Source organism: Mycoplasma sp. 125 (assembly GCF_051549845.1).
In the GTDB taxonomy this organism is placed as follows: Bacteria; Bacillota_I; Bacilli_A; order Mycoplasmatales; family Metamycoplasmataceae; genus Metamycoplasma.
Genome location: NZ_CP196079.1, coordinates 382,455 through 405,764, shown reverse-complemented (window position 1 = coordinate 405,764; position 23,310 = coordinate 382,455). Strand labels below are relative to the sequence as shown.

The 23,310-nt window shown below is 31.9% G+C and carries 13 protein-coding genes and 2 rRNA genes; 14 read left to right on the top strand and 1 reads right to left on the bottom strand.

The window, feature by feature from the left end; genetic code table 4:
* Positions 1-13: 13 nt before the first annotated feature.
* The 5 genes from ACSH4Z_RS01680 (at position 14) to ACSH4Z_RS01660 (ending at position 6,618) form a co-directional block, all read left to right on the top strand.
* On the top strand, positions 14-1,075 hold the full coding sequence (locus ACSH4Z_RS01680; RefSeq protein ID WP_438340881.1) for a DNA-directed RNA polymerase subunit alpha: 1,062 nt from the start codon (positions 14-16) through the stop codon (positions 1,073-1,075).
* A complete protein-coding gene (gene rplQ, locus ACSH4Z_RS01675; RefSeq protein WP_438340880.1) occupies positions 1,075-1,440 on the top strand; it encodes a 50S ribosomal protein L17 in 366 nt (121 codons plus the stop codon). Before ACSH4Z_RS01680 ends, rplQ begins: the two co-directional genes overlap by 1 nt.
* A 15-nt stretch (positions 1,441-1,455) precedes the next feature.
* Positions 1,456-1,653 (top strand): 50S ribosomal protein L32, encoded by a 198-nt coding sequence (gene rpmF, locus ACSH4Z_RS01670; protein WP_438340879.1) that lies wholly within the window; start codon positions 1,456-1,458, stop codon positions 1,651-1,653.
* Positions 1,654-2,015: 362 nt separating this feature from the next.
* Positions 2,016-3,535: ribosomal RNA gene (locus tag ACSH4Z_RS01665) — 16S ribosomal RNA — on the top strand.
* A gap of 179 nt (positions 3,536-3,714) precedes the next feature.
* A 23S ribosomal RNA gene (locus ACSH4Z_RS01660) occupies positions 3,715-6,618 on the top strand.
* Together the 16S and 23S rRNA genes form the textbook arrangement of a ribosomal RNA operon.
* A 560-nt stretch (positions 6,619-7,178) precedes the next feature.
* Here ACSH4Z_RS01660 and ACSH4Z_RS01655 read toward each other — a convergent pair.
* Entirely contained in the window at positions 7,179-7,727 is a 549-nt protein-coding gene (locus tag ACSH4Z_RS01655) for a deoxycytidylate deaminase (RefSeq protein ID WP_438340878.1), read from the bottom strand.
* Positions 7,728-8,091: 364 nt separating this feature from the next.
* Between ACSH4Z_RS01655 and ACSH4Z_RS01650 the strand changes: the two genes are divergently transcribed.
* The 9 genes from ACSH4Z_RS01650 (at position 8,092) to ACSH4Z_RS01610 (ending at position 23,054) form a co-directional block, all read left to right on the top strand.
* Complete coding sequence (locus ACSH4Z_RS01650; RefSeq protein WP_438340877.1) at positions 8,092-8,244, top strand: hypothetical protein; 153 nt, start codon at positions 8,092-8,094, stop codon at positions 8,242-8,244.
* Positions 8,245-8,636: 392 nt separating this feature from the next.
* Positions 8,637-11,438 carry an OppA family ABC transporter substrate-binding lipoprotein gene (locus tag ACSH4Z_RS01645; RefSeq protein WP_438340876.1) on the top strand — a complete coding sequence of 934 codons (2,802 nt, stop codon included), beginning with the start codon at positions 8,637-8,639 and terminating at the stop codon, positions 11,436-11,438.
* A gap of 8 nt (positions 11,439-11,446) precedes the next feature.
* Entirely contained in the window at positions 11,447-12,580 is a 1,134-nt protein-coding gene (locus ACSH4Z_RS01640; protein WP_438340875.1) for an ABC transporter permease, read from the top strand.
* Positions 12,581-12,605: 25 nt separating this feature from the next.
* The gene (locus ACSH4Z_RS01635) at positions 12,606-13,907 is read left to right on the top strand and encodes an ABC transporter permease (protein WP_438340874.1); all 1,302 of its coding nucleotides are present in this window, start codon (positions 12,606-12,608) and stop codon (positions 13,905-13,907) included.
* 2 nt (positions 13,908-13,909) lie between these two features.
* Positions 13,910-15,040, top strand: a complete 1,131-nt coding sequence (locus ACSH4Z_RS01630) for an ABC transporter ATP-binding protein (RefSeq protein WP_438340873.1) — start codon at positions 13,910-13,912, stop codon at positions 15,038-15,040.
* Positions 15,030-17,537, top strand: coding sequence for an ATP-binding cassette domain-containing protein (locus ACSH4Z_RS01625; protein ID WP_438340872.1), 2,508 nt, complete (start codon positions 15,030-15,032; stop codon positions 17,535-17,537). The genes ACSH4Z_RS01630 and ACSH4Z_RS01625 overlap by 11 nt, the downstream gene beginning before the upstream one ends.
* Before the next feature lie 96 nt (positions 17,538-17,633).
* A complete protein-coding gene (locus tag ACSH4Z_RS01620) occupies positions 17,634-18,140 on the top strand; it encodes a hypothetical protein (RefSeq protein WP_438340871.1) in 507 nt (168 codons plus the stop codon).
* Between the two features lie 46 nt (positions 18,141-18,186).
* Positions 18,187-18,915 (top strand): triose-phosphate isomerase, encoded by a 729-nt coding sequence (gene tpiA, locus ACSH4Z_RS01615; RefSeq protein ID WP_438340870.1) that lies wholly within the window; start codon positions 18,187-18,189, stop codon positions 18,913-18,915.
* Positions 18,916-19,298: 383 nt separating this feature from the next.
* Complete coding sequence (locus ACSH4Z_RS01610) at positions 19,299-23,054, top strand: hypothetical protein (RefSeq protein WP_438340869.1); 3,756 nt, start codon at positions 19,299-19,301, stop codon at positions 23,052-23,054.
* The last annotated feature ends 256 nt before the right edge of the window (positions 23,055-23,310 follow it).

Sequence of the window (23,310 nt, the reverse complement as noted above, 5' to 3'; positions counted from 1 at the left end):
ATAGGGGGATATTATGGAAAAAATTCAAAAAATTACTTATAAAGAATTAGTCGCTGAAAAAGTAAATGATTTTAATACAACATTTGTAATCGAACCATTATCGCGTGGTTATGCAAATACAATGGGGACTACTTTAAGAAGAACTTTACTTTCTTCTATTACATCAGTTGCTCCATTTGCGATTAAAATCAATAATGTCGAACATGAATTTCAAACAATTAGTGGTTTACAAGAAGATGCGATAACATTAGTTAGAAATATAAGAAGCATCCGTTTTGTTTACAATGAAGAAATGTTTGAAAAAGATAACTTAGCAAAAATATCATTTAAGGCCAATAAGGAAGGCGAAATCTATGCTTATGATATTCCTGAGGTTAGTGGCCTAGAAATAGTAAATAAAGATCAATACATTGCTAATATAGCCAAAGGTGGCTCATTAGAATTTGAATTATTTTTAAGAAAAGGTCGCGGTTTTGTTGATTTTGAAGAAAATAAGAATGTAATTAGTCAATATGGTTCAAGATTAGAATCAAATATTAAAAATGGTCAATTTTTAGCAATGGATAGTGATTTTAGTCCTGTTAAAAAATGTGCAATCTCTTTTGAGGAATTAAATAGTTCATCTAAATTAGTTGAAGAAAGATTAAAAATTAAACTAGAAACCGATTGCACGATTACAGCAAAAGATGCGATGGAACAGGCTGCTAAGATTATTGTTGCTCATTTTCAAATCATTGGTAATATTGATGCTTTGGAATCGATAGAATTATTCGAAGAAAATAAAGATAAAAAAGATAAGGAAATTAAGTCATCTGTATCAATCAGTAAACTTGGCTTATCAGTAAGATCAGAAAATGCTTTAAAAAGAGCAAAATTCACCACTATTGAAGAAGTATTAAATTTAACTGATGAAGAATTGGCAAATATTAAAAACCTAGGTAAAAAATCAATTCAAGATATTATTGATAAAAGAAATGATTGAAAAAATAGAATTGGCAATGATGCTGATTTCGAAAGCGACACCACGATAGATTCACTAGAACAACTTAAAAAATCAGATGAGGGAGAAGAATAATGGCTAACCCAAAACAACTATTTCGTAGAAATACTGAATGATGAAACCATGTAGAAAGATCGTTAGTTACCGATTTATTGGTAAACGGTCAAGTTAAAACCACTCTTGAAAGAGCTAAAAGAATTAGATCAAATGCAGAAAAGATGATTACACTCGGAAAGAAAAATACCCTTTCAACCAGAAGACAAGCAGCTAAATTTTTAAGACTTATTCCTTCAAAAGTTGAAAACAAAGATTCGTTACAATATTTATTTGATGTTCTAGCATCAAAATACGCCCAAAGAAATGGCGGATATACAAGAATAATTAAAATTAATAACCGTGCTGGCGATAATGCTAAAATGGCAATTATTAAATTAGTATAAAATAGGAGATAAATTATGGCTATAGTTCCAAAAAGAAAAACCTCAAAGCAAAGAAAAAATTTAAGAAGAAGTCATCATGCATTAAGTCCTATTACGTTAGTAGAATGCAAGCATTGCAAACAATCAATTATTCCTCACCAAGCATGTAGATATTGTGGATTTTATAAGGAAGAAAAAGTTCTTAAAAATGTTATTAATGATAAAATTAAATAATTTTAGAAACACCAAGTTGTTGACTTGGTGTTTTATATTTAATAAGTTATACTTGACTTTTTTAGTAAAAGATATTATCTATATTGGATTATATTTTTTTATTAATAATTTCAAAAATAAAAAAATTTTATATATAATATATAAGCTTTCTATTTTTGCTTGATTAGTTTTTAATTAAACTAATTTAGTAATATCTAAAATTTTTTAAAAAAAATAAAAAAATATTATTAAAAAAAATAAAAAGCGTATAATAGTAATTGTAGCTTTTTTGCTAACAAATATTAAGATAGTTCTTTGAAAACTGGATACGAATACCATAACGTCAATTTTAATTTTTTAAAAATATAATAAAACCAATATCAAATTTTAAGAGTTTGATCCTGGCTCAGGATGAACGCTGGCTGTGTGCCTAATACATGCATGTCGAGCGAAGGTAGCAATACCTTAGCGGCGAATGGGTGAGTAACACGTGCTTAATCTACCCTTTAGATTGGAATACCCAATGGAAACATTGGCTAATGCCGGATACGCATGGAATCGCATGATTCCGTTGTGAAAGGGGCCTTAAAGCCCCGCTAGAGGATGAGGGTGCGGAACATTAGTTAGTTGGTAGGGTAATGGCCTACCAAGACTATGATGTTTAGCCGGGTCGAGAGACTGAACGGCCACATTGGGACTGAGATACGGCCCAAACTCCTACGGGAGGCAGCAGTAGGGAATATTCCACAATGAGCGAAAGCTTGATGGAGCGACACAGCGTGCACGATGAAGGTCTTCGGATTGTAAAGTGCTGTTATAGGGAAAGAATACTTGGTTGAGGAAATGCTTCCAAGCTGACGGTACCCTGTCAGAAAGCGATGGCTAACTATGTGCCAGCAGCCGCGGTAATACATAGGTCGCAAGCGTTATCCGGAATTATTGGGCGTAAAGCGTTCGTAGGCTGTTTATTAAGTCTGGAGTTAAATCCCAGGGCTCAACCCTGGCTCGCTTTGGATACTGATAAACTAGAGTTAGATAGAGGTAAGCGGAATTCCATGTGAAGCGGTGAAATGCGTAGATATATGGAAGAACACCAAAGGCGAAGGCAGCTTACTGGGTCTACACTGACGCTGAGGGACGAAAGCGTGGGGAGCAAACAGGATTAGATACCCTGGTAGTCCACGCCGTAAACGATGATCATTAGTCGGTGGATAGTTCACTGACGCAGCTAACGCAGTAAATGATCCGCCTGAGTAGTATGCTCGCAAGAGTGAAACTTAAAGGAATTGACGGGACCCGCACAAGCGGTGGAGCATGTGGTTTAATTTGAAGATACACGGAGAACCTTACCCACTCTTGACATCCTTCGCAATGCTATAGAGATATAGCGGAGGTTAACGGAGTGACAGATGGTGCATGGTTGTCGTCAGCTCGTGTCGTGAGATGTTTGGTCAAGTCCTGCAACGAGCGCAACCCCTATCTTTAGTTACTAACGAGTCATGTCGAGGACTCTAGAGATACTGCCTGGGTAACTGGGAGGAAGGTGGGGATGACGTCAAATCATCATGCCTCTTACGAGTGGGGCAACACACGTGCTACAATGGTCGGTACAAAGAGAAGCAATATGGCGACATGGAGCAAATCTCAAAAAGCCGATCTCAGTTCGGATTGGAGTCTGCAATTCGACTCCATGAAGTCGGAATCGCTAGTAATCGCAGATCAGCTATGCTGCGGTGAATACGTTCTCGGGTCTTGTACACACCGCCCGTCACACCATGGGAGCTGGTAATACCCAAAGTCGGTTAGCTAACCTCGGAGGCGACCGCCTAAGGTAGGACTGGTGACTGGGGTGAAGTCGTAACAAGGTATCCCTACGAGAACGTGGGGATGGATCACCTCCTTTCATACGGAGTACACACTGTTATGGAAAAAAAATTGTATCCAGTTTTGAGAGATCTATCTCTCATTTTGTTCTTTGAAAACTGAATATCGACATTGAAAATTAAATTTATTAATATTTCAAAGTTTAGATCAACCTATAGAATATATCATACAATAGACAAACAATAGGTCTTATACTACTATTAAACAAGATAAGAGTTTTTGGTGGATGCCTTGGGTCTGGAAGTCGATGAAGGACGTGATTACCTGCGATAAGCCTCGGTTAGCTGGAAATGAGCTGTGATCCGGGGATTTCCGAATGGGGAAACCTAATTAAGTTAATACTTAATTATCATATTGATGAATTCATAGTCAAATGAAGAGACACGCTGTGAATTGAAACATCTCAGTAGCAGCAGGAAGAGAAAATAAAGAATGATTCCCTAAGTAGTGGCGAGCGAAAGGGGAAAAGCCCAAACCAACATTCGTTGTTGGGGTTGTAGGACTACATTATAGAGTTACAAAATATGCACATAGCAGAATAAGTTGGAATGCTTGAACATAGAGGGTGAAATTCCCGTAAGCGAAATGTGTGTATCTCTTTGTAGTATCCTGAGTAGGGCGGGGCACGTGAAACCCTGTCTGAATCTGCCGGGACCACCCGGTAAGGCTAAATACTAACCAGACACCGATAGTGAACTAGTACCGTGAGGGAAAGGTGAAAAGAACCCCGGGAGGGGAGTGAAATAGATTCTGAAACCAATTACTTACAGTTAGTCAGAGCCCGTTAATGGGTGATGGCGTACATCTTGCAGAATGGACCGGCGAGTTATGTCAACATGCGAGGTTAAGTGGATTAAAGCGAAGCCGTAGAGAAATCGAGTCTTAATAGGGCGCTTAGTATGTTGATATAGACCCGAAACCAGGTGATCTACCCATGAGCAGGTTGAAACTTAGGTAACACTAAGTGGAGGACCGAACCGTAGTACGCTAAAAAGTGCCCGGATGACTTGTGGGTAGGGGTGAAATTCCAATCGAACTTGGAGATAGCTGGTTCTCTCCGAAATAGCTTTAGGGCTAGCGTGTAGTGTTAAGTGATGGGGGTAGAGCACTGAATATGGAATGGCGGCGCCTAGCTGTACTGACTATAATCAAACTCCGAATACTATCATGAATTGCTATGCAGTCGGTACATCGGTGATAACGTCGATGCACGCGAGGGGAACAACCCAGATCGTCAGCTAAGGTCCCAAAATTGTGTTAAGTGAGAAAGGTTGTGGAGTTTCTTAAACAGCTAGGATGTTGGCTTAGAAGCAGCCATCGTTTAAAGAGTGCGTAATAGCTCACTAGTCGAGAGACTCTGTGCCGATAATTCAACGGGACTAAAACACAATACCGAAGCTACGGGCATGAAAATGCGTTAGGAGAGCGTTGTAAGGGCATTGAAGCCAGACTGTGAAGACTGGTGGAGCGCTTACAAGTGAGAATGCCGGTATGAGTAACGATTCAGAGTGAGAATCTCTGACGCCTATTGGGGAAGGTTTCCTGGGCAAGGTTCGTCCACCCAGGGTTAGTCGGGTCCTAAGACGAGGCCGAAAGGCGTAGCCGATGGACAACAGGTTAATATTCCTGTACTTTCTATAAATGTGATGGAGTGACGGGGGAGGATAGTACTACCACTTATTGGATTGTGGGGTAAATAGTAACTGGGTTATGTAGGCAAATCCGCATAATAATTTTTTAACCGGGAGCTATGATGCATAGTGAAAGGGCAACTAAGTAGCGAATTGGATGATTTCATACCTCTTAAAAAAGCTTCTAACATATAGTTTATGGAAACCCGTACCGAGAACGGACACACGTCCCCAAGATGAGTATTCTAAGGCGAGCGAGAAAACCAATGTCAAGGAACTCTGCAAATTCATCCCGTAAGTTCGCAAGAAGGGATGCCCACCATAACAAGTGGGCCGCAGTGAATAGTAAGGGGAACTGTTTATCAAAAACACAGCTCTATGCTAAATCGTAAGATGATGTATATGGGGTGACTCCTGCCCAGTGCCCGAAGGTTAAGCAAAGGTGTTAGCATTAGCGAAGCATTGATGTGAAGCCCGGGTGAACGGCGGCCGTAACTATAACGGTCCTAAGGTAGCGAAATTCCTTGTCGGCTAAATACTGACCTGCACGAAAGGAGTAATTATCTCTTAACTGTCTCGACATTGGACTCGGTGAAATTATGGTTCCGGCGAAGACGCCGGAGACCCGCATCTAGACGAAAAGACCCCGTGGAGCTTTACTATAACTTCATATTGGAGTTTGATTTAACTTGTGTAGGATAGGTGGGAGACTATGATGCTTGGACGCTAGTTCAAGTGGAGTCGTCGTTGAAATACCACCCTTGTTACGTTGAACTTCTAACTTGTTACCATGATCTGGTAAGAGGACAGTGTGTGGTGGGTAGTTTGACTGGGGCGGTCGCCTCCTAAAGGGTAACGGAGGCGTTCAAAGTTACACTCAATACGGTCAGAAACCGTATCAAAGAGCATAAAGGTAGAAGTGTGATTGACTGTGAGACCTACAAGTCGAGCAGGTGCGAAAGCAGGACTTAGTGATCCGGCGGTTCTTCGTGGAAAGGCCGTCGCTCAACGGATAAAAGCTACCCCGGGGATAACAGGCTTATCTTTCCCAAGAGATCACATCGACGGGAAGGTTTGGCACCTCGATGTCGGCTCATCGCATCCTGGAGCTGGAGTCGGTTCCAAGGGTTGGGCTGTTCGCCCATTAAAGCGGTACGCGAGCTGGGTTCAAAACGTCGTGAGACAGTTTGGTTCCTATCTGATGTGGGCGTTGGAATATTGATGAGAGCTACTCTTAGTACGAGAGGACCGGAGTGGACGCACCGATGGTGTGCCAGTTGTTTCGCCAGAAGCATAGCTGGGTAGCCAAGTGCGGCAGGGATAACCGCTGAAAGCATCTAAGCGGGAAGCCCCCTCAGAGATGAGTATTCCCTATTAAATTCCTTATAGACTATGAGGTTGATAGGCTGGAGGTGTAAGTATAGCAATATATTCAGCTGACCAGTACTAATAAATTGATTGGTTTAATAGTGATTCTATAGAAGTTATCTAAAATAAAAAAAGTCGATATTCAGTTTTTAGGGAACAAAAAAGCTTGCCATAAATATAGGCAATTTTTTTATATTTTTAGTTGTTTAATTTTTCCCCAAAAAGTGGGAATTTTTTTTAATTTAATGATGGCTTTATTCTTTTTTTAACTTAAATTTTAGTGGTTTTTATAACTAAAACAAGTTTAAATTGATTTTTTTATGTTTGATTTAATAAAATATTCATCGATATTTAATAAATCTAGCGACTCTTTTTGGCTCCCAATCATGTGGAGAAACTATAACAAAATAATTAAAATTATCAAGACCTGCTTGATAATTTTTCTTATTTATTTCATAAGAAATTATTTGATTTTAAAGTAGATGAAAAAAATAAAACAATTTCTTATGAAATTTCTAAAGTAGAACTATTTTTTTCTAATTTTTTATTAGAAAATTGTTAATTCTTAGTCAAATTGCAACATTTTTATAGTTTAAAAATATTTATCAAATATATGATATTAAATTTATTTTTAAGACCTAAAAATTTAAATTAAATAAAAAATTATTTCTTTATTTTAAAATCAATATCAAAATCATTTTTTATTTTTATAAATTCAACACCAAAGGTGCTAAATATTTTTAGGCTAGCTTTAAAATCATCTGCTTCCGGTTTATATTCACTAGCATAATAAACTCTTGATATTTTTGATTGGACAATTAATTTTGCACAGTTATAGCATGGCGAATGTGTAACATAAATTGCTGAACCTGGTTCAATTTTAGAATTAGTTAGATTAGCATTAATTATAGCATTTGCTTCAGCATGAACAACATATGTATATTTTGAATGTAGCACATCATCAGAACAACTTGGTCGATTCCATGGAAAGGCTAGGTCATTATCAACCTCGGTGTTATTAAAACTAGTTGGCATTCCATTGTAACCTAATGAAATGACATAATTATTTGGGCTTACAATACAGGCCCCTACTTTTGTTGTTGGGTCCTTAGATCTAAATGCACTTAATTTGGCTAAGGACATAAAATATATATCTCATTTAATATTGTCTTTATGTTCGTTAAAAATAATATTTTTTGTCTTTGAATTCATAATAGTAAAATTTTATCACAATTTTAAAAAATCAGACTCCGCAGACCCTGATCTAAATTATTTAGTGAAATAAGCAAAAAAGCTCGGATAAGACATTAACTATGTTAATCCAATTCATTATGCTAAATAATTAGCCATAACAAGTTGAATTAAAAAAATTATATCAAAAATATCTAATATTGCTTTATTTTTTTATTTTATTTTTTATATTAATAAAACTGCTAAAACTAAGTCGATTTTTATAAATAAATTTAAAAAGTATTATATTTTTTTGCAAAAAAATTTTAAATGTTGTTAAAATAATTAATGTTAGGAAAAAATGATGGACATAAAAAAAATAAATGAAAATTATCAAATTTCTAGTATGTTCACAGCTATAATAGCTGCATTTTTTGCTATTGAAATTATTAATTTCAACAAGGGTATTATTAAGATGAATTCTATGAATTCGTGAAATAAAAATATTATTCTTGGAGGAATTTGTAATGCAACTTATACATTTAAATATCATAATTAATAAGATTAAAATTAAAAAGAATAATATAGATTTTTCATATTTCAACATTATTTACCGTCCTAAGATTATGGATTTTAGAGGTACATAATTACTCAATAAACATAAGAATTTTCTTAATAAAAAAGTATCTTTTAGCATTTTCTTAATAAAACCCAGATTTAAATAATTTCAATAAAAAAGTAATAAAAATCAATCAAAAATGTATTAAAAAAGTCACATTGAAAGACAAGAGAAAATGCGCCTCTTTAAGAGCAAAACCTAACAAAAGATTAAAAATAATTTATAATTATTTTGTAATTTTATATAAGTCATTTTATATAACTAGATAATAATTTTTTAAATACAATAACACCTTAATGACTTTTATGGAATTATAAAAAATGGAGATTAAAATGAAAAAAGCAAACAAAATATTATTAGCTTCTTTACCTTTACTTAGTGCTTCAGTGCCCCTGCTTTTAGCAAGCTGCAGCAACAACTTACAAAGCGGTAAAGTTCATAAATACGTGTTTGAATATAACTCACCTTATACAGGGCAAGCATTTGTATATGATGCTTCAAGATCGTATGGTGGATATGTAAGTGTCGCAACGACACAACAAACTTCAGCTGGTTTGGTTCGCATTGAAAATATCGGAGAACCAGTTTTAACTAACAAAGTCAAAAAGGATCAAAGTGGTAAAATAATTGGAACTGCTCAATATATCACAACTCCAACTTGAACAAAAAAGGCATTAGCAATGGCTTCTGCAGTTGTTATAACAGACAAAAATGGTTCTATAACAACATTTGATTCCGATGATGCCGATATCATGACAGAGCCTAATGGTGAAAAAGACGGAGTTAAATATTACACTTCTGCTTCAGTAGAATTAAAATCGAATAATCAAAAATCTATCAACAGTTTTAACTTTGATAATAAATTAAAATCAGCTACTAAAGTTCAATTTATTATTCGAAAAGGTGTTTTTTGGGTTGACGAAACGGGTAAAAAGACGAAATATGAAGTTAATGCAAAAGATTTTTATTACTCGTGATTAAGAACACTTTCTGTCAGTCAATCATTTAGAGATAAAAATGGTGGTTCTGAGGAACTTGATAAAGAAGCTGCCAAAGTTTTATCAGATGCTTCTTCATCAGCCTTTACTGATAAAGAGGAGTATTCAAATGATTATTTATTCAGTCTTTTCGGTATTGATCATAAGAAGTTTTCTGTAGAAAAAGAATTTATACAAAAAGTAGGATTAGATGATGCTGTAACATTTGAAAAAATTTCTAATCATGATGATCCAGAATTTACAGAGTTCTTTAATAAGTTAATATTGAGAGATTATACCTTTCAGCCAGCTCCTTCGCAATATATTGATGAAAAGAATCAAACAGAGCAATTGCCAGTATATAACTATAACGGTTTGCAAAATGGTGAAACCAAAAAATTTGAAGATAAGATTAAAAAATTAGATAAAAATTCTATAGTATATAAGGTTGGAGCCTATTGATATGGAGTAAGTTTAAAAAACACTTTATATAATGGCGCATATTATATATCACCTCAAAAAGGCCAAGAGTTAATTCTTAAGAAAAATAAGAATTACTATGATCAAAAATTTGTGAATAGCCCTGATACTATTGAACAAATAGTGTTTATATATAATCAAAACGTTGCGGCAGAAACATTTGCAGACAGAATTTTTAATAAGTACAAAGAAGGTAGCGTTTCACAAATTGCATTTAGTCAATTAAATAAAGCACAACAAGATGAAATTTTGAGAGATGGTAATAAATTTGGATTGCGTTACATTCAAGTTGTAAATACAAATAGACCATTTTATAGAAACGTTGCACAACCATTTGTTAGAGCACTTCCTCAAGGGCAAAAAACTAATTTCTATGAATTCAATGATGCTTTTGCTAAATTAGTTTATGGGGCAACAAGAGACGAGCTATCAAAAGGTTTAAATGATCCAAGTGAATTTATATCTGGTCGTGGATTAATTTTTAGAACTTTAATAAATGCTGCAATTAATTGAGATGAGTTTGCTTCGCAAGCAACCAGTTCTCAGTCATCGGCATGAATAGCAAAAGTTGCAGATGGTTCACCAATTGGCGGTAGTGACCAACAATCATCAAAATTCAGAACTCCAAATGATGTCAGAGACAGAATAAACTCTTTATTTGCTCTAAAGGCAGATAAGTCTGGAAAAATTGATTTTGGCACAATAGGCAAAGAAATAAGTCCTAGCGAAAATGAAGAAGTGTTATTTAAAAAGAATGGAACGAGATCGCAAAAACTTGAATCTGCCGGTTTTGAACAAATTAAAGAAGAACTAAAGAAATTAATTGATAATTTTTATAAAGAATTTCCTGAATATAAAGACCAAGATATTGAGTTTAAATATGCCTTTCCATTTATAAATATACCTAAGGGATATAAAACAGCATTTGAAAGTATTCAAGAAACATTTTCACAATTACATCCAAAATTAAAATTATCAATATATTACACTGATAATAAAGATGATCCTAGATTTGATAATTTTAGATCAAGAGGATCAAATGGATCAGAAACTGTTTCGTGATCATATGACTACGACTCAATCGGTTCGGGATATGACGGCCTTTCATTTAGCGCAAACCTAGTTCCGACATTAACTTGAATAGCAGCAAATGATTCGGATGATAAAAACAAATTAATAAAAGAAAATTATCCAAAAATTTATCAACTTGCAAAGGATATGGTTAAATATGCTAACGAGGATGGACCACATAAGTGAATTGGTTCAGTACCGTTTGCGGATCTTCATTTAGTTGAAAACAAATATAAGGGACAATACCTACCATATACTACCTCTGTTACCTTTGAAAAAAGAACTGAAAACGGAAAAGAACACTATTTTCTAAAAAGAGATAGCAATAATAAAGCAATCCCTTGAACATCACATGATGGCAAGCATGGAACAGATGCTTATGCATGAACAGCAGCATTTTGATTACAATATATTGCAAAACATACTAATGAACAAGCAATTGAGTTAATGGAACAATTTACATCATTCTTTAATATTGGATTCACATATGCAATTTTTAAACAAAAGAACGAATTTGGTAGAGCATTAGTAGAGAAAAAATTTGTCGTACCTGATTCCACAAATCCTGGTGTCGATCTATATGTAGATTGAAAGATTAAAAACTAATTTATACAATGTTTAGATATATACGTCAAAGAATATTATTTGCACTCCTGACATTGTTTATTATAACTTTTGTTGTATATACACTTGTCAGCGCTTTTGGGCAAAGTCCGGTTAAAGCAATAGTTGAAAAACTATTTCAAAATCCTAAAAATAAGCTCTCAATTGAGCAACTTACATATGACAATGAAATAGCTTTTGGGCTTAGATATGAAGATGGTACGCCCATTCCTATCATCGTAAGATATTTCCGCTATATCGGAAATATCTTTCGTGGTGATTTTGGATTTATTATTAATAAAGAAAATAATCCAAATCCTTCTGAATATACTAACATACAATTATTATTTTTTACCCCATTAAAATATTCGATTAGAATTACTCTTCCTGCATTTATTATTAGCTCAATTAGCGGTATAACTATTGGTGTTTTTGCCGGTTATAAAAGGGGAAAATTATTTGACTCTGGCGCTAATTTATTTGTTCTATTATTTGTAGCAATTCCTTCATTTGTTTTAGCTCCGATATTAATTACCATTTCACTAAAAATTGGTATTCCAACCGTAGTTCCGAGAGATGCTCTTGAACCAACATTTGGTAAATTATTTGTATCATATCTACCGCCTGTGTTAATTATTACCTTAACTTCAATGGCTGTATATGTTAGTTATACAAGAAATCAAGTAATCACTGTATTAACATCTAATTATGTTTTAATAGCGAAAACTAAAGGGTTGAAGGCTACTCAAATATTTTTTAAGTATGTATTAAGAAATATTTCGATTCCATTATTTAGCTTATTATTTGGCTCATTCCTTGGGCTATTGTCTGGTTCAATTATTATTGAAAGATACTGAGATGTTCCAGGAACAAGTACTGTTATTGCTAATTCATTTCCAACTGGAGAAATTAATATTATTATGTTTTCAACGATATTCTTTACTGGAATTGGATTAGCTGCTGAGATATTTGTAGATGTAATGTTTGCTGTATTAGATCCAAAAATTACATATTCTGCACAAAATAAGAAAAATTATTGGCTATTTTTTAAAGCATTTTTAGAAAGAAAGAAACTTGAAAAAGATCTATATGCAAAAAGGGCATTGAATCAACAAAACCATAATTCTATGTCTCAAAATCCATAATGAAAGGTAGGTTAGAACGTTAAATATGGAAGATAATTTACAATCTCAGATTAAAGAATTTAACAAAAAATACAAAATAAGTTCTGAACTATCTAGAAAGTTCGGTTTTGTTTCTGAAAGTGATAAGGTTCAAACCTCCTCAATAGCAGGGCGCCCTAAAAAAATGGCTATTGAAATTATAAAAAGATTCTTTTCAAACCCAATTGTTGTTGTTTCGCTAATTGTGTTTTTGTTTATATTACTGGCATCATTATTAATTCCATCAAGTCTAGTCACAAATTATACCCCCAACAAACCAATTAATGGTTATGATTTTATTAACTCGTTGCCGCCGGCATATTCACCTTTTGTAACTAAAGCTATAACACCCGACGATCAGATTTATAAATTCTATAATTATGTTGTTAGTCATGGAAAGGAATTAGGGCAAGAAGTTGAATGAAATAATTGATTTGCATTCTTTACAAATTCAACAACCATTGACACTAATGATCAAGGTCAATTATTTATTCACTATAATGCTTATCATTTATTTAAAGCGTGAGTTCTGAATGGTTTAATTAACTCAAGACCTAACGGAGTTTTACTAACTGATGAATATGTAACTAAGGTTTTAATACCGCAAGTTCCTACATTAAAAACTATTTTAGGAACCTCTTCAACTGGTTATGATATATGAGTTACAACGTGATATGCAACATGGAGAGGGATTGAAATTGCTATTATTACCACAATAATTCAAGCTGTGTTTGGCATCACTTTAGGTGCGGTCCTTGGTTTTTATGCGGGTAAATTAATTGATACAATCATTATGAGAATAATTAATATTTTTAATGCTCCACCAACAATTATTTGGATTCTTATATTTGTCGGAATCTTTGGGACAAACCAAATTTCCTTGATTTTAGCTATGTCTATTGCTGGATGGCCATTGTTTGTGGGTTTAACAAGGTTATACATAATAACCGTTAAAAACGAGGAATATATAACAGCCTCAAAAGCAATAGGTGCTTCTGCCTCAAGACAAATATTTGTTCACGCCTTGCCTGCAATTATTGGGAAAATTGCTAACTCGTTTGTTAAAAATGTCCCAAGTGTAATTTTATGAGTTGCATCATTGGCATTTCTTGGTTTCTTTAAATCTGGGAATGATACTAACTTAGGTCAGATCTTAATTGAATCGGCTTCAGAAGCTAGTGAAAACGTATGAGTAATCCTACTTCCGACATTAATATTATTATTACTATCATTATCGCTAAACTTTATGGCTCTTGGTATTCATGATGCCCTTGATCCTAGAGTAATAACTAAGGGAAAGAGAAAATAATTATGTCACAAATTAAAAAACAAACTACTCAAAAGCGATCATATTTATATTCTAGATTTCAATCGCAAGAAATAATGGAAGATGATAAATTGTTAGAAGTAAGAAATTTACATGTAAGTTTTCCAGCAGGCAGAAAAAAAACTATTCATATTGTTCGTGGTGTCGACTTGGATGTTAAGCGTGGGCAAATTGTAGGATTAGTTGGTGAATCAGGCTCTGGCAAATCAGTAACATCAAAAACGTTAATTAATGTTAATGAGAATGGAATTATAAGTGCTGATAAAATCCAAATTGGTGATTTGGAACTAAGCAACATTTTTAAAAAAGAAAAATATTGGCAAATTGTTCGAGGTCAAAAAATTGGATATATCCCTCAAGACCCCTTAACATCGCTAAACCCAACTCGCACCATTGGAAAACAATTATTAGATGCACTTAATAATAATACTGAGTGAAGTGCTAAAACATATACTGAAAAAAAATCCTATTTATTGGGTTTATTAAAAACATTTGGTTTAAGGGATGTAGAAAAGATTTTTAGTGCTTATCCTCATACACTGTCAGGTGGTATGAAACAAAGAATTGTTATTACTATGGTAGTTGCTCTTAAACCAGATTTAATTATTGCTGATGAGCCAACTACTGCTCTTGATCCTACTGTTCAGGCTAGTGTTCTCGCTTTATTTGAAGAAATTAGACAAAAAATGGGGATTTCCATTATTTTAATTAGCCATAACATTTCCGTTATTGCGAAATTCTGTGATTATATTTATGTTATGTATGCCGGAAGAATTGTTGAAAAAGGTTCGAAAGAAGAAATTTTTACACAACCCGCTCACCCATACACATGAGCTTTAATATCTGCTATTCCTGAATCAAAAGAGGAAAAATTGTATAACATTAAAGGAACACCACCAGATATGGCTAACCTTCCTGTTGGTGACCCTTTTGCTCCTCGTAATGATTATGCTCTTGAAATTGATTTTATCAAAGAACCTCCTTTAATCCCAATAACTGAAACACACTCAGCCGCTACTTGATTATTAAGTCCTGAAGCACCGAAGGTTGAACTCACAAAAGATCTACAAAATCGTTTAGAATTATTTAAAAAGGCATTTCAAAATGAAAAATAAAGAAGAAAGAAAAGTTATATTATCAATTGATAATCTTAAAAAATATTTTGTTAGTCAAGGTATCATTAATAAAGCTGTTGATGGTGTATCTTTTGATCTTCATGAAGGAGAAATTGTTGGTCTTATTGGCGAGTCTGGTTCAGGGAAGACAACTGTTGGTAGAACAATATTGAGACTTTATGATGACTATAATGGATTTGTGCGACTAGAAGATAAAATAATTTCAGGTAAGCATATTAGCCTATCGCTTAAAAAATATCTACGTAAAAACGTTCAAATGATTTTTCAAGATCCTCATGCTTCTTTAAATAGTCAACAAAATATTTATACAATCCTAAGAGAACCGTTATTAGTCAACGGTATAATGAAAACTAAAATAAATGATATTTTCAAAGATTGGTTAGAAGTCAAAAAAACATTTAAATATACATTTCAAATTCAAGCCATGAAGCTAGAACTTCAAAATTATCAAGAAATTAACCGCCTTGCTAATCCTTTCTTTTCAAAATGAAAAAAGGCATTCGCTGATTTTAAATTAGATGAGGAATTGAGCCGTGAAGATAACTTTTCGTTGTTTTATGCTTACCTAGAAGAAAAACAAAGAATGGAAAGTTTGATTATTAATAATATGTATTCAAACGCTTCGTCGTTGATAAATTTCTATTATGAAATGCAATCTAAATACCGTCGCGAAGAATTATCTAAGGAAGAATTAGCATATCGAAAAGCACAAGAAGAATTTAAGAAAATTAGTAAATTAAGTTGTTTATCTTGCGAACAATATGATGATATGAAGGAATTGGAATATCTTCTTGCTAAGAAAAAACAACTAATAAAAGAGCATAAACATCAAATTTATATTTCTAAAAATACGTTTAGTAACTTCTGTGTGGAAAATAAAAATGAAAGAGGCTTAGTGAATATTGCCCGACTAATGTCTACTGATTTAGATTTCTATTTGTATAATTTAAAAAATGAATATCTATTCAAAGCAAGAGTGATGACCTTGAATTCATTAAAAAAATGTCTAACATTTTTACATTATGAAGATATAAAACAATTGGTTAAAGAGCTTGAAAGTTATGTTTTGAACTTTTATAATACACATCTAGAAAAAATTGAGTATTCAAAGATAATGTTAGCGCAAATTAAGCAAACATTAAAAGAAAATTTTAAGTTTGATTTTTCTAAATATACCGAAATTTCCAATAGAAATGAGCAAAACTTTCGCGATGAATTAGAACAATTAAATTCACAAATATCTACTTTAAAGCAAAGAATAGCGCTAAAACAAATTCCGCAATATTCACATCAAGAATTGTCACAAGCGCATAAAAAACTTAAAGAGGCCAAAGAACTGTATTTGCAAGGTCGCTCTAACTTCTTAGTAAGTTATAAGAAAATTATTGATGACTTGTATCAACAAATCCAAATTGAAAAGGCAGAGTATCAACGTTTAGTGGCTGATCAAACTATTTGCAATGATTTATACAAAAAACATAAATTTGAATTCATTAAATATGTTAAAAATCTTTATGATACTAAAATTAATTCTCTAACCGAGAAATATAACGTATTAAAAGAATCACTAAAAGCAAAACCTAATGACCTAAATATTTTTAAAACAAATAAAGATATCAAAAGGATTCTTGAAAAAATTCAGGCTATCAAAAAAGATAAAGATACTGTTGTTAAAATGTATAACTCTGATATTGCCTTGAAAGAGGATACATTAAAATCATTTAATATCGAAAGAGATTATTTAAGAAAAGACATTAAGCGTATTTATCTATTACTTGGCATTGACTATAAATGAGTTGAATTAAATCTTAATAAGAAAAATAGTGAAAATGTTGACGTTCATCATACGAAATGGTCTAAAAGATTTAATCTTTATGATTATAAGTTTTCATTTCCATTTGCTAAATATTTAATTTCAGAATTATTGTATAAAATGATTATTTATCGTTCTCTTGAAGATGTTGGTTTATTAAAACAATTTGCATATCGCTATCCACATGAATTTAGTGGCGGACAATTACAACGTATTGTTATTGCTCGTGCATTGATTACTGAACCAAAAGTTATTGTTGCCGATGAACCAATTGCTTCTCTTGACATTTCTATTCAGGCGCAAGTTGTTAATTTATTAAAAGATTTATGTATTAGAAAAAATATTGGTTTAATATTTATTGCCCATGATTTGAGTATGATTGAATATGTTGCAGATAATGTGCAAATTATGCATTTAGGCAAGATTGTAGAAAGCGGTAAAACGGAAGCTATTTATAATAATCCTTTACACCCATATACAATTAATTTGTTTAAGGCAATTCCCAAAATATCAAATGCTAATGAAAAGTTTCAAAATGTTTCATTTAATATTGATTATATTTATGAGCAACAGTTTCCAAATATGCCAATTAATTATCAAGTTGATAAAGAACATTGAATATACGGAACAAAAGAACAAATTGCAAAATGAGTTAAAAAATAGTTTAACTAAACATTAGACGAATAATATTGTCTAATGTTTTTTTATCTGTTTTAATTATAATTAATTAAGTATAATTAGTAATTAAAGAGAACAGATATGAAGAAAAAAAATTATAGAAAAAGTCAATATAGAAAATCTGGAAGTTATTGATCACGAAGCTGAACACTAGGTAATATTATTTATTTTTTTATTTCAATTTTTTTAATGATTTTAATGATATTATTAACAGGTTTTTTAAAAAAGCAGAGTTCTGTAAAAATAACATGGTCTAATGCAATTAGTGTTGGTTGTGTAACTGTTATGGGTATTGGCTTATTGGTCTTAATTTCTCGTAGCGGATTTGGTAAAGGATTGGCCTCGCCGATATTAAGCTTTTATCATAATTATCGCATTAACATGCGTGCTAAGGCTAAATATTATTCTGGTATGAATCAATTTGAAAAAGATAAGATTTTAAATAGTGAAAGAAATGCTTATAATATCGAACAAGCAAAAAAAAGCAAGAACAAAAATATTTTAGGATCAACTAACTTGGCTTCATATCTCATTATCGGCATTTCGTCCCTTACACTAGTTATTGGTATGCTAGCAATACATTTATAAGAATTTTAATTAATAATAAATTAAAAAAACAAAAGAAGGAATTTTTATGAAATATTTAATCGGAAATTTTAAGATGAATAAAACTTTTTTAGATGTCGAATCTTATATCGATGCTCTTGATTACCTCATAGATGAAAATAAAGCCAAATTAAATAACATTAAGATTGGCATTGCCCCTTCATTTGATAGCACATATATAGCTTATAATAATCCTCAGCGTAGTTATTTATTTGGATTGCAAAATATATTCCATGAATTAAATGGTGCTTATACTGGTGAAGTATCGCTTAATGTGGCAATTGAAGCAAATGTTGATTTTGTAATTATCGGGCATAGTGAAAGAAGATTATTATTTAGCGAAACTGATGAATTAATCAACCAAAAAATATTGCATCTTAAAAAAACTAATATTAAAACTATATTATGTATCGGGGAATCGATAAACGAATTCGAAACTGGCCGTACGTTTGATGTTTTACAAAAGCAAATCCAAAGCGCCCTAAAAGGCATTAGTGATTATAATAATTTAATTATTTCATATGAGCCTGTTTATTGTATTGGTAATGGAATTATTCCAAAGGTTGAACATATCCAAAATGTTGTAAATTTTATTCACAATGAATTAGATAAAAATGTTCCTGTTTTATATGGTGGCTCTGTTTGCTTTAATAGTATAGAAAGATTGGAACAAGTAAAGAATTTGAGCGGATATCTTGTTGGAAAGGGTTCGCTAAATGCAAATGACTTTGTATCGCTAGCATTAAAAATTAAATAAAATAACGACTTTTAGCATATAAATTTTATTTTTTTTACTTAGAGCCATAAATTATGAAGCAAGACAATTTTAAGAAGCATAACTATTTATAAAATTAAAAAATGAAATTTAAAAAAATTAAAATTCAACTTATTTTAAGTTGTTTTTTAATTTTGTTGATGTATGAATCTCTTATAATATAAAGACATAAACTTATAAAAAATATGTTATTAAAATTGGTTACTATTAAAAATATTTAGGAAATATTATAATTTTTTTCTCGTGCTCTATACAATATAAGTGCATATATAAATTATTGTATTAATATAAAAAAACATTGATTTTAGTCATAAAAAGCATAATGTTATATATGTCTTGATGAAATATTTTATAAAGGAATAATTATGATGAAAAGAAAAAAACTAGTGTTGGCATTGTGTTTAACATTGTCAGCTAGCTTAGTTATTGCTGGAGCAACAGCAATAACTTATACGTCGATTAAAAAAAGCAATCAAATAAGGCTTCAAAGAGATTTATTGATTGCCGAAAAAACAAAACTTGTTAATCAAAAGCAAGCGCAATTAGAATCTGCAAAAGATAAGTTAACAAAAGCGCAAGATAAACAAAAAGAATTGAGTAAGAAAATTAGCGATATTGAAAGAAATATTAAAAATATTCAATCTTCAAATCAAGATATCCAAGATAAGATAGACCAAGCTAGTTTAAATTTAGTTAGCAAGGAAGCAGAACTTAGCACTTCTAATAGTGCTTTAGAGATGGCGAGGACTAAGTTAGAAGATGCTAAACAAGAGCAGAAAAAAATTCAATCTGATTTTAATAGCGCCAAAAAACTTTTTGATGAAAAATTAGAGAATTTTAATTTAAAAACAGCGCAATTAGAAGAAGCTAATAAGTTATTAAAAGAAGCAAAAACAAAGAAAGAATTAGCACAGAAGCAATTGGAAGATGCCAAAATTTTAAGTCAACAAAAATCAGGGGAATTAATTCAAAAGGAACAGTCCTTACCACAATTAATGCAAGCTATTCAAGATGCTACTGATGAGAAGAAAAATGCTTCGGATAAGGCAAGTAAGGTTTCTACTGAGTATGAATCAAAAAAGAAAGATCTAGATAGCATAACAAGCGAATTAGATCAATTAAAAACGCAGCAAAATCAACTTTCTGATGAATATATGTTGGCTAAGCAAAAATTAGATGGATTATCAGAAGCAGTTACAAATAATGAAAAACGCATTGAAGAAGCTGTTAAAAAAATCAAAGAAACTGACAATATGATTACTCTAAAAACAGAAGAAGTAAATAATTTATCTAATGATATAGAAAAAATTAGAGAACCTCACAACACTGTTTTAATGCAACTAGATGAAGCAAAAAAACACTTGTCGATAAGCGATGAAGATTTAAAACTAAAGACAGAATCATTTAATAATGCTAATCAAGCCTTGATTGAAGCACAACAAGAATTGCAAAATGCTAAACAAGAGATAGTTGATGCAAAACAAAATCTAGATCAAAAAACAATAGAATTAGCCCAAAACGAAGAAGAAAAAAATAAACTTGAAAAAGAAAAAGAAGTTCTTGAAAATAATCAAAGCGATTTACGCCAAAAATTTGATGATCTCCAAGTGCAAGAACAAGAGGCGCAAGTTAAATTTGAAGAAAAGAAAGATGAGTTAGAACAAGTTTTAAAAGAATATGCACAAGTGGCTCAACAATTTGAACAAGCACAACAAAAAGTTGCCGAAATAGAGCAACAAAGATTAGAAGCCTTGAAGAAAATAGAAGATGCTACAAATGCACCGCAAACTAAACCAGTTGAAATTCAAGAATTAAAAAATAAAATAACCGAAATACAGCGTTCATTAGAAGAAATTAAGAATAAACAAAAACAAGACCAAAAAATATCGGATGATACAAAGCAAAAATTTCCGCAATTAGATGCTAAATACCAGTCTAAACTGCAAGAAAAAACCGAGATTGAAGAACAATTGGCAGAAAAAAGAAATAATGAGAACGAAGCTAAAAGCGAACTAGATCAAAGAATTTTAGAATTAAGTCAAAAAGAAACTGCTAAGAGTGAAGCAATGCAGGCAAAGCAGGAAGCTGAGCAAAACAAAGATACATTAGCTCAGGAAATTCTAGTTTTAGAAGACGAATTAGTTAAATTAGAAGCTAAAATTACTAGTGCAAATACTGAATATGAAAAAGCCGAAAAAGAAGCCCAAGAGGCTAAAGTGGAATTTAATAAGGTAGAAAAAGAGAAAAATAGACTTTTTGAAAAAGTTATAGATTTAACAAAAAAATTAAATGCAAAAAAAATTGATTTTGCTGAATTTTCAAAAGCTGATAAAGAAGCTTTTAATTATCTTAAAAATACCTTTAATCCCGCAATGACTAAATTAAGCAACAAAGAGCGAGAAAGAAATAATAAAAAGACTAGTAAGGATAATTTAGAAAAACAAAAAGTCAAAACACAGGAATCTGTTAACACTAAAAAACAAGAACTAGAAAATGCTAAAGCACAAATAGCAGAGAAGGACGAGTTATTAAGACGTCTAGAAGCTGAATTAGAAAGCTATAATAACGCCAAAAGTGAGGCAAGTGCCAAGTATAATTCTGCTTTAAATACTTTGAAAGCTACGGAAGAGAAAGCTAGAGTTACTCTTGCTGAAACAAATACACTTCAAGCGGAAGTTGAGGCTCTATTAAAGTCTCAAAATGATGCTGATACAGCTATTGAACAAGCCAAAAATGAAATTGCTGCTAAAAATGAAGAAATAGAGCAAACTAATAAACTAATCAAGCAAGCTGAAAAAGATTTAGCTGACGCAAATGAAAATAAAGCAAAAGCGCAACAAACCTTGGATGAAGCTAATGTTAAGAAAACAGAAGCCGAAGCTGAAAAAGCCAAAATTGAACCAGAATTTAAATCAAAATCAGAAGAAAAGGCTCAAAAAGAGGAAGCATCTAGTGTAGCTGAAGACGCTTACCAACAAATTAAGCAACAAAAGGATAGCTATTTCGAAAGATTAGAAGAATTAACAACCGAGATTGCTCAAACAAAAAGTAATATAAACCTACAAAAAAATATTATTTCCAAAGCTAAAGAAGCGCTTGAAGCAGCAAAAACTAGAAATGAAGAATCCACAAAAAGAGAAACTAGCGCATTAACTGATTTAGCTCAAAAAACAAAGGAATTTGAGGAAAAACAATTAGCTAAAAATGAATCTGAAAAAAATAATCAAGACTTAGTTCAAAAGAAAAATGAAGCCCAGAAAACCTTTGATGAATCTGATCATAATTTCCAACAAAAAACAAGAAACTTGGAGCAAGCAACAAATGATTTAAAAACTGCGCAACAAGAAAATAAGGAAGCTAAAAAAGAAAAACAAGCTGCGGAGGCTGATTTAGAAATTGCTAAAACTGATCTTTCTAACAAAAGAATGCAAGCACAAGAAAATGCAAGTAGAGCCAAAATGAAATTAGACGAAAAGACTAAGGAAGTTGATTCAAAAATCGAAGCAGTAAATCAAGTTAAAAGCATTGAATCTAAGGCAAAGGAAGCTAAAGATATTGCTGACCAAAAACATAATGAAGCAATTCAAAAATTTAATGATGCTAATAGTAATTTAAGTAATACAAATAAACAAATAAAAGAAATAAAAGAGGCTATAGCAAAAGCTAGCGAAACAATTGCCAACGCACCCCAAGAAATTGAAAATATAAGTAAAAACATTTCCCAACAAGAAAAAAATATTCAAGAAAAGCAAAATGCTGTAAATGTTGCATTGCAAGAAAAACAAGCCGTTCAATTTCCTAAGGAAATGAAGGAAAAACTGCTAGATGATGCAAATAAAAAAATAGAGAAACAACAAAATGATGTTGAATCTAAAACAAATTTAATAACTGAAATAAATAAAGAATTAGAAGATATTAAAAATCAAAAAGCAGAAGCCGAATCAAAAATCAATAATTTTGGTACTAAAATTCAACAAGAACTAAAAAATAAAGAATTAGCACAAAAAGAATTAGATAAACTTACTAGTGAAGTTAGTCAAAAAATTCAGGATGTCGCAGAAAAAACCGAGAGTCTAGAAGCTGCTAAACAAGATTTACTAAAAGCCACCCAAACAAGATAAAAAATATTTTTAAGTAAAACAACCAATTTCATTTAGAAGTTTCTTGTTTTACTTTTTTATTTATCTTAATATATGACATGTTAAAACATGCAAAATAAGAAAAAATACAAAATAAAACAAAAAAATAGATAAGGTGATAATTAAATAATTTATTAGCACTAATCCTAAAAAAAGCGCAAGAAAAGCATAAAAAATGAGTATAAAGTACCATTTATTATCTGTTTTTTAGTATATGTCTTACTATATATATATATAT